This window comes from Streptomyces sp. ADI95-17 (assembly GCF_003846175.1).
Taxonomy (GTDB): Bacteria; Actinomycetota; Actinomycetes; order Streptomycetales; family Streptomycetaceae; genus Streptomyces; species Streptomyces sanglieri.
Map to the genome: position 1 here is coordinate 1,071,245 of NZ_ML123046.1, position 13,515 is coordinate 1,084,759.

Annotated in this window: 10 protein-coding genes and 1 pseudogene; 6 read left to right on the forward strand and 5 right to left on the reverse strand. The window is 70.8% G+C overall.

All coding sequences use genetic code 11. The features are described from left to right. The first annotated feature begins 89 nt into the window (after positions 1–89). On the forward strand, positions 90–1,388 hold the full coding sequence (locus EES42_RS18560) for a DUF6986 family protein (RefSeq protein ID WP_124719301.1): 1,299 nt from the start codon (positions 90–92) through the stop codon (positions 1,386–1,388). Between the two features lie 498 nt (positions 1,389–1,886). Here EES42_RS18560 and EES42_RS18570 read toward each other — a convergent pair whose 3' ends face one another. Next, a complete protein-coding gene (locus EES42_RS18570) occupies positions 1,887–2,915 on the reverse strand; it encodes a LacI family DNA-binding transcriptional regulator (RefSeq protein ID WP_124719302.1) in 1,029 nt (342 codons plus the stop codon). Positions 2,916–3,095: 180 nt separating this feature from the next. Here EES42_RS18570 and EES42_RS18575 point away from each other — a divergent pair, with 180 nt between their 5' ends. Beyond that, a complete protein-coding gene (locus tag EES42_RS18575) occupies positions 3,096–4,052 on the forward strand; it encodes an ROK family protein (RefSeq protein ID WP_124719303.1) in 957 nt (318 codons plus the stop codon). Between the two features lie 79 nt (positions 4,053–4,131). On the opposite strand, the gene EES42_RS18580 is transcribed toward EES42_RS18575, so the two are convergent. Beyond that, complete coding sequence (locus EES42_RS18580; protein WP_124719304.1) at positions 4,132–6,177, reverse strand: NPCBM/NEW2 domain-containing protein; 2,046 nt, start codon at positions 6,175–6,177, stop codon at positions 4,132–4,134. Positions 6,178–6,444: 267 nt separating this feature from the next. On the opposite strand from EES42_RS18580, the gene EES42_RS18585 reads away from it, so the two are divergent. Genes EES42_RS18585 through EES42_RS18595 form a run of 3 tightly spaced genes read left to right on the forward strand, consistent with a single transcriptional unit; the run spans position 6,445 to position 9,588 of the window. Beyond that, positions 6,445–7,734 carry an ABC transporter substrate-binding protein gene (locus tag EES42_RS18585; RefSeq protein WP_124719305.1) on the forward strand — a complete coding sequence of 430 codons (1,290 nt, stop codon included), beginning with the start codon at positions 6,445–6,447 and terminating at the stop codon, positions 7,732–7,734. 46 nt (positions 7,735–7,780) lie between these two features. Beyond that, positions 7,781–8,695, forward strand: coding sequence for a carbohydrate ABC transporter permease (locus EES42_RS18590; protein ID WP_124719306.1), 915 nt, complete (start codon positions 7,781–7,783; stop codon positions 8,693–8,695). Continuing rightward, a complete protein-coding gene (locus tag EES42_RS18595) occupies positions 8,692–9,588 on the forward strand; it encodes a carbohydrate ABC transporter permease (protein WP_124719307.1) in 897 nt (298 codons plus the stop codon). The genes EES42_RS18590 and EES42_RS18595 overlap by 4 nt, the downstream gene beginning before the upstream one ends. Positions 9,589–9,624: 36 nt before the next feature. On the opposite strand, the gene EES42_RS18600 is transcribed toward EES42_RS18595, so the two are convergent. Beyond that, a complete protein-coding gene (locus EES42_RS18600; RefSeq protein WP_124719308.1) occupies positions 9,625–10,146 on the reverse strand; it encodes an excalibur calcium-binding domain-containing protein in 522 nt (173 codons plus the stop codon). A gap of 267 nt (positions 10,147–10,413) precedes the next feature. Between EES42_RS18600 and EES42_RS18605 the strand changes: the two genes are divergently transcribed. Continuing rightward, on the forward strand, positions 10,414–11,451 hold the full coding sequence (locus EES42_RS18605; RefSeq protein WP_124719309.1) for an NUDIX hydrolase: 1,038 nt from the start codon (positions 10,414–10,416) through the stop codon (positions 11,449–11,451). Here the strand turns inward: EES42_RS18605 and EES42_RS18610 are convergent. Together EES42_RS18610 and EES42_RS18615 are read right to left on the reverse strand one after the other, a co-directional pair. Continuing rightward, a pseudogene (locus EES42_RS18610) lies at positions 11,410–11,836 on the reverse strand (MBL fold metallo-hydrolase); the annotation flags it as partial. The gene EES42_RS18605 and the pseudogene EES42_RS18610 overlap by 42 nt on opposite strands. Before the next feature lie 146 nt (positions 11,837–11,982). Beyond that, entirely contained in the window at positions 11,983–13,347 is a 1,365-nt protein-coding gene (locus EES42_RS18615) for a dipeptidase (RefSeq protein WP_124719310.1), read from the reverse strand. Between the last annotated feature and the right edge of the window lie 168 nt (positions 13,348–13,515).

A 13,515-nucleotide genomic window follows, 5' to 3' on the forward strand; every position in this document is an offset into this window, starting at 1 on the left:
ATTGACGCAGGTTCGAGGGCCTTATAGCTTCACTATACGGATTGTTGATTCCGGGAAGCGGAAACAGCGTGACTGTGGAGGGTGTGGAAATGGGTCAGCAGGAGAAGGTGGCAACGAGCCTCGCCGGTGCGGTCAGCGAGGAGATCAGCGCCTCCCTCACCGCGGTCGACGCCGAGCTCGCACGCCGCTACCCGGGAGACCCGGGCACGCGCCAGCCGGTCCACACGGTCTACGTACCCGGCGACACGTTCGCCGAGGGGACCATTCGCTCCTGGGGTGACCAGGCCCTGAAGGCCCTCGACGAGCACGCTCCCGACGCCGCCTCGTTCGCCGCGGTCCTCGGCATCCCGGACGAGCTCGCAGGGCCCGTCCACGACCGGGTGCGCGCCAAGCTGGAGCGCGAGCCGGTCGAGGACCTCCGCATCGACTTCGAGGACGGCTACGGCCCGCGCCCCGACGCGGAGGAGGACGAGGCCGCCGCCCGCGCCGCCCGGCTGGTCTCACAGGCGTACGCGAACGGCACGGCGGCCCCGTACATGGGCATCCGGATGAAGTGCATGGAGGCTGCCGTACGCGACCGCGGCATCCGTACCACGGACATCTTCCTCACCGGCCTGATGCAGGCCGGGCGCCTGCCCGACGGGCTGGTCCTCACGCTGCCCAAGGTGACGTACCCGGAGCAGGTCACCGCCTTCGTCCGGCTGCTCGAAGCGTTCGAGGAGGCGCACGGGCTGCCCGCCGGGCGACTCGGCTTCGAGATCCAGATCGAGACGAGCCAGTCCATCCTCGCCGCCGACGGCACCGCCGCCGTCGCCCGCATGATCGACGCGGCGCGGGGCCGGGCCACCGGTCTGCACTACGGCACCTTCGACTACAGCGCCTGCGTCGGCGTCAGCGCCGCCTACCAGGCCAGCGACCATCCGGCCGCCGACCACGCCAAGGCCGTCATGCAGGTCGCCGCCGCCGGCACCGGCGTGCGGGTCTCGGACGGCTCCACCAACGTTCTCCCGGTCGGCCCCACGCCCCAGGTCCACGAGGCCTGGCGGCTCCACTACGGCCTCACCCGCCGCGCGCTGGCCCGCGCCTACTACCAGGGCTGGGACATGCACCCGGGCCACCTGCCGACCCGGTACGCGGCCGTCTACACCTTCTACCGCGAGGGCCTGGAGCAGGCCGCCGCCCGCCTCGCCGCGTACGTGGCCAAGGCCGGTGGCGATGTCATGGACGAGCCCGCCACCGCCAAGGCCCTCAGCGGCTACCTGCTGCGCGGCATCGACTGCGGCGCCCTGGACACCGCCGAGGTCGCCCGGCTGACCGGGCTGACGCGGGACGACCTGGACGCCTTCGCCTCGCCGCGGCGCGGGGGACTGACGGTGACGGCGCCGTAGGGCGCGGGCCCCGGCCCACGGGTCGCGGCAGGGTCGAAGAATCCGGGGGCCGCATAGCGGTCGGCGGCCCCGTAGTTGCTCTGTCCGGCGTCGGCCGCGGGGTGTGCCCGAGCGGCGCCGTCCCAACGGCCGTAGAAGAACGGCGCGACGGCGTCCCAGCCGTCGTCGGTGACCTCGCCGGTCCAGACGGCTTCGTAGGCCCTGTAGGCGGCCGGGAACCACGGTTCCCCCGCGCGCAGGGCCACGGCTTCGCGGTGGTGCTCCTCGGTGAGGTCGACACCCAGGGCGCGCGCACGGGCGGCGATCGGCGCGAGGCTGCGGACACGTCGCGGGTGCCGGGCCGCGTGGAGGAGTGCGAGATCGCCACCCGCCGAATGCGCGAGAGGGAGTTCGGTTCCGTCGGGTGCGGTGAAAGTGGGCACGGCGTCATCCCGGTGACCGGACGGCGGAGTCGGCAATCGCGTCACTTGCTGCCTCCGGGCCGTCGGCCCGCCCCGCTCAGGCGGGCGGCAGTTCGCCGGAGCCGCGGGGGATGAGGGACGTCGGCAGCTCCACCCGCACCGGGGCGTGGTCCGCGCCGTCCAGGCGGCGGAAGAGGTGCTCGGCCGCGGTCCGGCCCACCGCCGCGGCGTCCTGGGAGATGACGGTGATGCCGAGGAGATCGGCGAGCTCGATGTCGTCGAAGCCGACCAGGGCGACCCGGCGGTCCTGCTCGGCAAGCACGCGGACCACGGTGACCGTCACGCGGTTGTTCCCCGCGAAGAGGGCCGTCACCGGCTCCGGGCCCGTGAGCATCGCCTCGGCGGCCGCCCTGACCCGGGCGGGCTCGGTGGAGCCCAGCGAGACCCAGGAGTTCTCGACGCCGATCCCGGCGTCCGACATCGCCGCGTGATAGCCGCGCAGGCGCTCCGTCGCGGTGTGGATACGCGGCTGGTCACCGATGAAGCCGATCCGGCGATGGCCGTGCGCGATCAGATGGGCGACACCCTCGCGCGCGCCGCCGAAGCTGTCGGAGAGCACCATGTCGGCGTCGATCCGGCCCGCCGGGCGGTCCACGAAGACGGTGGCGACGCCCGCCTTTATCTCCGGCTCCAGATAGCGGTGGTCGTCGCCGGCGGGGATCACGATCAGCCCGTCCACCCGGCGCGCGCACAGCGCGAGCACCAGCTCCTGCTCGCGCTCCGGGTCCTCGGCGCTCGACCCGTTGATGAGCAGGGCGCCGTGCGCGCGGGCGACCTCCTCCACGGCGCGGCTCAGCGGCCCGTAGAACGGGTCCGCGAGATCCTCCAGGACCAGGCCGATCGAGGCAGTGCGGCCCTTGCGCAGGACGCGCGCGCTGTCGTTGCGCCGGAAGCCGAGCGCCTCGATCGCCTCCTGGACCCGGCGCTCGGTGTCGGGCGTGACCCCCGGTTCACTGTTCACCACGCGCGAGACCGTCTTGAGCCCGACTCCGGCGCGGGCGGCCACGTCCTTCATGGTCGGCCGGTTGCCGTAACGGGTCTCGGAGTGACGGGCGGTCTCGGCCACGGTGCGCTGTCCTGTCTTCGGGTGCGGGCGGGTCCGGCGGATCCGTGGGCGGTGCCACGGGGCGGCCGGAGGTCGTGCCGACGAGCATAGGCCCTGGACAACGTTGTCAGCTGAATGGAGACTGGGCAGACTGTTTCCTGAAGCCGCAGGTCCCCGCCCTCTACTCACGGAGCCACACCGATGCATACCGACCTCGTCGCCGCGCTGGACATCGGCGGCACCAAGATCGCCGCCGCGTTGGTGGACGGCGGCGGCTCGCTCCTCGTACGGGCGCAGCGGCCGACGCCCGCCCGCGAGGGTGCCGAGACGGTGATGGGTGCGGTGACGGAGGTGCTCGCCGAACTGTCCGGCTCTCCGCTGTGGGGGCGGGCGACGGCGGTCGGTATCGGCAGCGCGGGGCCGGTGGATGCCTCGGCCGGGACGGTGAGCCCGGTCAACGTTCCCGGCTGGCGGGACTTCCCGTTGGTGGAGAGGGTCGGCAAGGCGGTGGGCGGGCTGCCCGTCGAGCTGGTCGGCGACGGGGTCGCGATGACGGCCGCCGAGCACTGGCTGGGCGCCGCCCGCGGCTACGACAACGCACTCTGCATGGTGGTGTCGACCGGTGTCGGCGGCGGGCTCGTCCTCGGCGGCAAGCTCCACCCCGGCCCCACGGGCAACGCCGGGCACATCGGCCATGTCTGTGTGGACCTGGACGGCGACCCCTGCCCGTGCGGTTCGCGCGGCTGTGTCGAGCGCATCGCCAGCGGCCCGAACATCGCCCGCCGGGCGCTGGAGGCAGGCTGGCGGCCCGGACCGGACGGCGATGCCTCGGCCGCCGCGGTGGCCGCCGCGGCACGCGCCGGGGACCGGATCGCCGTCGCCTCGTTCGAACGCGCCGCTCAGGCGCTGGCCGCCGGGATCGCGGCCACCGCCACGCTCGTCGAGATCGACATCGCGGTGATCGGCGGGGGAGTGGCCGGTGCGGGCGACATCCTCTTCACGCCGCTGCGCCGGGCCCTGCGCCAGTACGCGACGCTCTCCTTCGTCCGGCGGATCGAGGTGGCCCCGGCGGTGATGGGCACCGACGCGGGACTGGTCGGCGCGGCCGCCGCGGCGGCGCGGGTGGGGCCGGGCGGAGTGGTGGCCGCGCAGGGCTGACCGGGCGCGGCCGGCGAATCGCGCGCCGGACGGGTTCCCGGGGGCAACGCCCCGGGAACCCGCCGCCGAGCTCTCCGCGTCAGCAGGTGATCCGCAGGTCCGCCCAGTCCGCGTGGTCGGAGTCGACGCCGTCCCCGCCGTCGCTGACCACCAGACGTACCACCTGCGCACCGCTCACATCGGCGGTGAGCGGCCGGGCGGGCATCGCGTTGGTCAGCACACCGGTCGACGCCGCCTTCGTACCGTCGGCCCAGACCTCGAAGGCGACCGTCCCCTTCGCGCCGCTCTCGTCGTCGACACCGACCTGCGCCGCAACGGCCTCGCATGCCCCGCCGGTGTAGAACTCGACGGTGCTGTCGGCGTGCACGCCGAGGCCCTTGGTGAACACCTCGCCGCCGATCGTCAGCGGATTCCCGTCGCCCGCGCCGCTCTCACCGTTGCTGGTGTCCTTCTCGACCGGGCCCCAGCCGTTGGCCGCCGAGAGCCGCGGCAGATCGCTCAGGTAGCCGCCGCCCGCCGGTGGCGCGACCACCACATGGGCCCGGAGCGGGACCGTGGAGCTCACCCGTGTCCCGGCCAGCGAGCGGTACCGGACGGCGAGTGTCAGGTCGGACGCACCGGTGGCGTCCGCGGGGGCCGTCACCTGCCAGCGGGTGGTGAGCGACCGGCCGGTCGGCAGGGCCGGCGAACCGGTCGGCGACAGCGCCTTCACCCGCCAGCCGGAGGGGCCGGTGAGCAGCGCCGAGACATTCCTGGCGGGGGTACGGCCCAGGCCGGTGACCTTCGTGGTCAGCGTGGCGGTGCGTCCCGCCTCGATCAACGGGCGGGCATCCAGGCCGAGTTCCACGGCGGGCGGCTGAGCGGCCCACTTGCCGTCGGCGGCGACCCGCAGCAGCACCGTTCCGTGCGCCGGGACGGTCGCCGCCAGGGTGCCCGCCGTGTTGTACGACCTGTGTTCCCACAGGTCGCGCATCGTGTACCCGTCGGCCTTCGGCAGCCCGACCTCCTCGGCTGTCGTCGCGATGCGCTGGGCGCTGCCGGTCTCGTTGAACAGGGCGACGGCGCGGCTGCCGTCCTCCATCTCCTTGGCGACCACCCAGCGTCCGCCGTCGGAGGAGAGCACGGTGCCCTGCTTGCCGAGCGGGTCCTGATCGACCGCGACGACCTCGTGGTTGGAGAGGATCTCGAAGGTCTCCGCGCTCGCCTTTCGCAGGTCGGATCCGATGAGCAGCGGTGCCGCCATCACGGACCACATGGAGAAGTGGGTGCGGTACTCCGTGTCCGTCATGCCGCCGTTGCCGACCTCCAGCATGTCGGGGTCGTTCCAGTGACCCGGCCCGGCAGCGGCCGCGAGCGGCAGGTTCTGCTTCATGATCGACAGCATGCTGCCCCAGCTGTCGTTGATGTCGCCGGTCGTGCGCCAGAGGTTGCCGAGCTCGCCGGCCCACTCCCAGGGCTTGTTCTCGCCCCATTCGCAGATGCTGTAGACGATCGGGCGGCCGGTCGCCGCCAGCGCGTCCCGCATCGTCGTATAGCGCTTCTTCGCGTCGACACCCTGGTTGTTGCAGTTGTCGTACTTCAGATAGTCGATGCCCCAGTCAGCGAACTGCTGCGCGTCGCTGAACTCATGGCCCAGCGCGCCCGGGAGGCCCACACTGTCGCAGGTCTTGGTGCCCGCACTGGTGTAGATGCCGATTTTGAGGCCCTTGGAGTGGACATAGTCCGCGACGGCCTTGATCCCGTTCGGGAAGCGCTTCGGATCGGCCTCCAGTTTTCCGTCCGCATCGCGCTGCGGTTTCGCCCAGCAGTCGTCGAGATTGACGTACCTGTAGCCCGCCTCCTTGAGGCCCTTCTCGACGAAGATGTCGGCGATCCCCTTGACCATCGACTCGTCGAACTCGGCTCGGCAGTGCGTCGAGTTCCAATTGTTGAACCCCATCGGCGGGGTGAGCGCAAGGCCGTTTCCGGACTGCGGATTCGCGGCGGGGGCGGATACCGGCGCGGGCACGGGCGAGTGCGCGACGGCGGGAACGGTCGTCCCCGCGGCGCACAACAGCCCGGCCGTCAGGGCTCCGACGACTCCACGACGGCTGGTTCGGGTTGTACGGGTTGGAAGATGACGCATCGTTACGTTCCTCCATACTCGTCCATGATCGGATGACTGCATGTGCACGCCAAGGCGTGCGATTACGTTAGGGCGTGTTGAAGTCTGTTGGAAGAGGAGTGGCGGCGGTTGCCCGACATCTCGTCAAAACCCTTGACGACGCCATCACTTGGGGGTGAGATCCAATCGCACGTTCGGTTGTGTTGGGTTGCATCTCCGGAGGAGTGGGGCATGACGCAGTCTGATTACGACAGGTCAGGTGTGCCGGGCAGTGTCGCAGGACATCGGATGTCCCGGCGAAGTCTGCTGCGTGGTGCGGCCGTCGGCGCCGGAGCGGTGGCGCTCCCCGCGCTGCTCACCGCCTGCGGGAGCGGCCCCGGCGGCGACGGGAAGACGATCACTCTGGGGTCCAATTCCTCCGACCCGGTTCCGAAGAAGGCCTTCGCCGACGCCTTCGCCGCGTACGAGGCGCAGTCGGACGGGCGGAAGGTGAAGGTCAACACCGTCGACCACAACACCTTTCAGGAGAACATCAACCGGTATCTGCAGGGCAAGCCCGACGACGTCTTCATGTGGTTCGCCGGCAACCGGATGCAATTCTTCGCGGAAAAGGGACTGCTGCACGACATCAGCGACAACTGGGAGGGCTACAAAGGCTTCTCGGCCGCGCTGAAGGCCCAGTCCACCGGAGCGGACGGCAAGCAGTACCTCACCCCGTACTACTACTATCCATGGGCCGTCTTCCACCGTAAGAGCCTGTTCACCGACCGCGGCTATCAGGCACCGAAGACGCTCGACGAATACGTGGCGCTCGCCAAGCGGATGAAGAAGGACAAGCTCGATCCCATCGCGTTCTGCGACAAGGACGGCTGGCCCGCCATGGGCACCTTCGACTACATCGACATGCGGACCAACGGCTACGAATTCCACAAGAGCCTGATGGCGGGCGAGGTGGCCTGGACCGACAAGCGGGTCAGGGAGGTGTTCGACACCTGGCGACGGCTCCTGCCGTACTGCCAGCAGGGGGCCAACGGCCGTACCTGGCAGGAGGCCGCCAACAGCCTTCAGAAGAAGGAGGCCGGCATGGCCGTCCTCGGGCTGCCGCATCCCGGCGCCCAGTTCCCCAAGGGCGAACAGGGCGACATCGACTTCTTCCCCTTCCCCGTGATCAACCCGGAGCACGGGCAGGACGCGGTCGAGGCCCCCATCGACGGCTTCCTGCTGGCCAAGAAGTCCAAGAACCTCAAGAACGCCAAGAGCCTGGAGAGCGCCAAGGACCTGCTCAAGTGGCTGGCCACCGGGAAGGCCGAGGACATCTACCTGAAGAGCGACCCGAACAACGTCGCGGTCAGCGACCAGGCCGACATCTCCGCGTACTCACCGCTCCAGAAGAAGGCCGTGGAACTGGTCTCCGGGGCGAAGCAGATCTCCCAGTTCCTGGACCGGGACACCAGGCCGGACTTCTCCTCCACGGTCATGATCCCCGCGATCCAGAAGTTCATCAGCGACCCGGACGACGTGGACGGCCTGGTCAACGACATCGAGCGGCAGAAGAAGACCATCTTCGCCGCCGACTGACCCCGGACGACCCGATGGCAATCCGACCGAACCTGGAGTACCGACCGTGTCGTTCATCCCGGCCCGGCGCACCGGACGGCGGGTCTCGCGGCGGTTCACCGGCCGCGACCTCGCCGTACTCGGTGTGCTGCTCGGCATACCCGTACTGCTCGACATCGCCATCGTCTGGGGACCGACCCTCGCCTCCGTGGTGCTCTCCTTCACCGGCTGGGACGGCATCGGTGACATCAAGTGGGTCGGTACGCAGAACTACGAGAACCTCTTCACCAACTACCCGCAGTTCTGGCCGGCGGCCCGGCACAATCTGCTCTGGCTCGCCTTCCTCGGCCTGGTCGCCACCCCCTTCGGACTGCTGCTGGCCGTACTGATCGACCGGGGAGTGCGCTTCAGCCGCTTCTACCAGTCGACGCTGTACATGCCCGTCGTACTGTCGCTCGCCGTGGTCGGATTCATCGCCCAGCTGGTCTTCTCCCGCGACCAGGGCGCCCTCAACGCGGTCATCGGCGACACGGCTTCACCGACGGACTGGCTCGGCGACCCGGACCTCAACATCTGGATGGTCCTGCTCGCCGCCGCCTGGCGGCACACCGGCTATGTGATGATCCTCTACCTCGCCGGGCTGAAGGCCGTCGACCCCTCGCTGAAGGAGGCCGCGGCGATCGACGGGGCGGGCGAGGCCCAGACCTTCTTCCGCATCGTCCTGCCCACCCTGCGGCCGGTCAACGTCATCGTCGGCGTCATCACCGTCATCGAGGCCCTGCGCGCGTTCGACATCGTGTACGCGGTCAACCACGGCCGCAACGGACTCGAACTGCTCTCGGTGCTCGTCACCGACAACATCATCGGCGAGGCCAGCCGGATCGGCTTCGGCTCCGCCATCGCCGTCGTCCTGCTGGTCGTCTCCCTGGGATTCGTCGTGACGTACCTGGTCCAGGAGCTCCGAGGGGAGAAAGACCGTTGACCGTGCAAGCCGCCCCCGCCCGCCGCACCGCCCGGCGCCGGATCCGTCCCGGCCGGATCGGCGTCCACGCCTTCCTGATGGCGGTCTCCCTCGCCTTCCTCGCCCCGCTCCTGCTCGCGGTGTACGCGTCGCTGCGGCCGTACGACGAGACCGCCGAGCACGGCTACTTCTCGCTGCCGCGCCATCTCTCCCTGGACTACTACCGCCAGGCGTTCTCCGACTCAGGCATGACGAAGTACTTCGTCAACACCATGATCATCGCGGTCCCGGGGGTGCTCGTCACCCTCTTCCTCGCCTCGTTCGTGGCCTTCGCGCTGGCGCGCCTGAAGATGCGCGGCGGGCTCGTCCTGCTGATGCTCTTCACCGCCGGGAACCTGCTGCCGCAGCAGGTGATCGTGACGCCCCTGTACGTGGTGTTCAACCGGATCCCGCTGCCCTACTGGATGTCCGACTCGATGACGATGTACGACTCGTACTGGGCCGTCGTCGCCGTCCAGGTCGGATTCCAGCTCGGCTTCTGCGTCTTCGTCCTGGCCAACTTCATGCGCACCCTGCCGCAGGAGATCCTGGAGGCGGCCGTCGTCGACGGCGCGGGCGTCTGGACCCGGTACTGGCGGATCACCCTGCCGCTGTGCCGACCGGCCCTGGCCGCGCTCGGCACGCTCCAGTTCACCTGGATGTACAACGACTTCCTGTGGGCGCTGGTCTTCATCTCCGACGGCGACAAGCTCCCCATCACCTCGGCGCTGAACAACCTCAGGGGCCAGTTCTTCACGGACTACAACCTGCTCGCCGCGGGCTCGGTGATCGTCGCCCTGCCCACGATCGTGGTCTTCCTGCTGCTCCAGCGCCACTTCATCGCGGGCCTCACCCTCGGGTCCAGCAAGGGGTAGCCGCCGGACCCGGGGGAGCGGGACCGCTTCGGGCGGCTATTCGCAGGCCACCCCGTCCCCGTCCCGGTCGAGGTGGCGACCGTAGCCGGGCTCGCCCGCGTGGATGGGCGCGGCGCCCGCCGCGCGCACGGCGGTGCAGTTGGCGTAGTACGTGCTGGAGCTGCCCCCGCCCGAACCGGATCCGCCGGAGGAGCCGTCGTCCTCGGCCGCGGGCGGGACGGTCACCCTGACGGTGCGGGTCTTCGTGACGGTCGGCGCCGGCTCCGGGCTCGCGGTCACCGTCTCGGTGACCGACGGCGCCGGGGTGGCCGTCACCGTGGCCGTCGCGGTCACCGTCGCGGACGGCGCGGCCTTCGCTGCCGCGGTCTTCTGTGTCGCGGCGGGATCGTCCGCGGCCCCGATGCCCACGCCCACGAGGAACAGGACGACTGCGGCCGGGATCACTATCCGCTTCCGCGCCCACTTCGGACGGCGGTCCGGCAGCGCGGGCGGTCCGTACGGGGTGCTGCCGGGCGGCGGTGGCGGCGGTCCCCACGGCGGTTGCTGGCTTTGAGACATATGTCCCCCTGGTGCGGCTCATGGAGAGATGACCGTAACGGGCCCGGCGAGTGCCCAGGATTCGAATATTCCGGTGGTGATGAAATTGTGATGGTGGGGTGGAAGGGCTGTGGCCGTCCGGCGGTCGTCCGGAGATCGCGGCAGCTCGCGGTGGCACCGGCGGCGCACGGCCGCCGGTTCCGCCCGGGAAGCAGGCATCGCCACAACCGGGTTTTCGCGGCAGGGTGTTGCGGGCAAGCCACAGGGGGCTACGGAAGAGGGGGAACCGTGATCGTCTGGATCAACGGTGCGTTCGGCGTGGGCAAGACGAGCGCCGCGCGTGAACTGATCGATCTGATCCCGAACAGCACCTTCTACGACCCCGAACTGATCGGCGCGGGGCTGCGGCAGCTGCTGCCCCAGAAGAGACTCGCCGAGGTGGCGGACTTCCAGGACCTGCCGATCTGGCGGCGGCTGGTGGTGGACACCGCGGCGGCCCTGCTCGCCGAGGTGTCCGGTGTGCTGGTGGTGCCGATGACTCTGCTGAGGCAGGAGTACCGCGACGAGATCTTCGGAGGGCTGGCCTCCCGGCGCATCGCGGTGCGTCATGTCCTGCTCTCGTCGGAGGAAACGATCCTGCGCAAACGGATCGCCGACCGCGTGGAGTATCCCGACGACCCGGCGCACAGCGACCGGGTACGGCAGTGGGCCCGCCAGCACATCGAGCCGTACCGCGCGGCCCTCGGCTGGCTCACCCGGGACGCCTACGCCATCGACACCGGCGCGCTCACCCCGTACGGGACGGCCGAGCGCATCGCCGAGGCGGTCGGCAGCGGCGCCGCCACCCCGTGCGAGATCGTGCAGACACCCGAGCCGACCGCGGAGACCGTGGCGGCCGGCGTCCTGCTCTTCGACGAGCACGACAGGGTGCTGCTCGTCGACCCGACGTACAAGCCCGGCTGGGAATTCCCCGGCGGAGTCGTCGAGTCCGGTGAGGCACCTGCCCAGGCCGGCATCCGTGAGGTGGCCGAGGAGATAGGCATCCGTCTCGACCGGGTGCCGAAGCTCCTCGTCGTCGACTGGGAGGCACCCCGGCCGCCCGGCTACGGAGGCCTGCGGCTGCTCTTCGACGGCGGCCTGCTGACCGGCGCGGACGCGCAGCGGCTGCTGCTGCCCGGCTCCGAACTGCGCGGCTGGCGGTTCGTCACCGAGGCGGAAGCGGCCACCCTGCTGCCTCCGACCCGGTACGAACGCCTTCGCTGGGCGCTGCGTGCCCGGGAGCGGTCAGCCGTGCTCAATCTGGAGGCGGGCGTCCCGGTCGGCTGAGGCGCGCATCAGCACGGCGGCGTCCGCGGTGAGCGGTTCGCCGTGCCCGAAGCAGACCGTGGCCGGCTCCAGCGCGGCCAGCCGCCGGAAGGAGGCCACGGTCTGTGGCCCGGTCGATGTTCAGGACGCCGAGCATCACCCGGTCGACCCTGGCCACGGTGTCCCCGGTGAACAGCACGCCGTGCCGGGAAGATGGATCCCGATGCGGGACAGGAGCGGCGACGGCCTCCTCGCCCCGGATCACCGCGGCGTCCAGGCCATGGGCGAGGATCTCGGCACCGTGCCGGTCGGCGAGCTCCTGCGCCGCGCCGTAGTGGTCGCAGTGCCCATGGGTGATCACGATCCGGCCGATGCGGGCCGGGTCCAGGCCGAGACCGCGCACCGCACGGCGAACGTACGGGGACGGGCCCGCCCGCCGGGCGGATCTACGCTCTGGGCGAGCTTCGCCGAGCGCGCAGCTGGCCCGTACCCGCCCCGGCACCCCGCGGACCGGAAGGCCGCGGGGCGCCCGGGGGAGCGGGTGACGCTCGGTCAGGCCCGCTTCGATTCCGCGTAGTTGCGCAGGAACAGGGCCTCGGCGATCGACAGCCGCTCCAGCTCCTGGGGCGACACGCTCTCGTTCACCGCGTGGATCTGCGCCTCCGGCTCGCTCAGGCCGATCAGCAGGATCTCGGCCTGCGGGTACAGCGCGGCGAGGGTGTTGCAGAGCGGGATCGAGCCACCCATGCCGGACGTCTGCATCTTCTCGCCCGGGTACGCGGCCTCCATCGCCCGTGCCATCGACGTGTACGCCGGGCTGGAGGTGTCCGCGCGGAACGGCTGGCCCTGGCCGACCTGTTCCACCGCGACCCTGGCGCCCCACGGGGCGTGCGCCTTCAGGTGGGTGGTCAGCAGCGCGGTCGCCTCGGCGGTGTCCTGGCCCGGCGGGACCCGAAGGCTGATCTGCGCCCGCGCGCTCGCCTGGAGCGACGGCGTCGCGCCGACCACCGGCGGGCAGTCGATGCCGATGACGGTGACCGCGGGCCGGGCCCAGATGCGGTCGGCGACCGTGCCCGAGCCGATCAGCCCGACACCGTCGAGGACCTTCGCGTCCTTGCGGAACTCGGCCTCCGGGTACTGCAGTCCGTCCCACTCGGTGTCCGTGGCGAGCCCGTCGACGGTCGTGGTGCCGTCCTCGGCGCGCAGCGACGCCAGCAGCTGGATCAGTGCGGCCAGCGCGTCCGGGGCGGCGCCGCCGAACTGCCCGGAGTGCAGGTTGCCTTCGAGGGTGTCCACGCGGACCCGCAGCATCGTCATGCCGCGCAGCGTCGCGGTGACCGTCGGCAGACCGACCCGGAAGTTGCCGGTGTCACCGATGACGATGGTGTCGGCCGCCAGCAGCTCGGGGTGCGCCTCCGCGTACCGCTCCAGACCGCCGGTGCCCTGCTCCTCGGAACCCTCGGCGATCACCTTCACGGAGACCGGGACGCCTCCGTCGGCCTTGAGGGCACGCAGGGCGAGCAGGTGCATGATGAACCCGCCCTTGCAGTCGGCCGAGCCGCGGCCGTACCAGCGGCCGTCCCGCTCCGTCAGCTCGAACGGGGGCGAGAGCCAGGCGGACTCGTCGAGCGGCGGCTGCACGTCGTAGTGCGCGTAGAGCAGTACGGTCGGGGCGCCGGCCGGGCCGGGCAGAAAGCCGTAGACCGACTGGGTGCCGTCGGGGGTGTCGAGAAGGGCGACATCCTGGAAGTCCTCGGCGCGCAGCGCGTCGGCGACCCAGCTGGCCGCCGCCTCGCACTCGCTCTTCGGGAACTGCGCGGGATCCGCCACCGACTGGAAGGCCACCAGCTCGGCCAGCTCCGCCTTGGCACGGGGCATCAGCGAGGCGATGGTCTCGGAAATCGGACGGGCGGTCATGGGCACGCTCCTCGTGGGTGCGACGTTATGTGTACGAATCCGGCCACATGTGCACCGAGTGTGCGGCATCGCATGCGGGACGAACGTACGGTCGATCCTCCCACAGCGGGGGCCGGGAGCAACGCGCCGTAGGATGCCGTGAGCAGCATGGGCCACTGGTGGGATCGG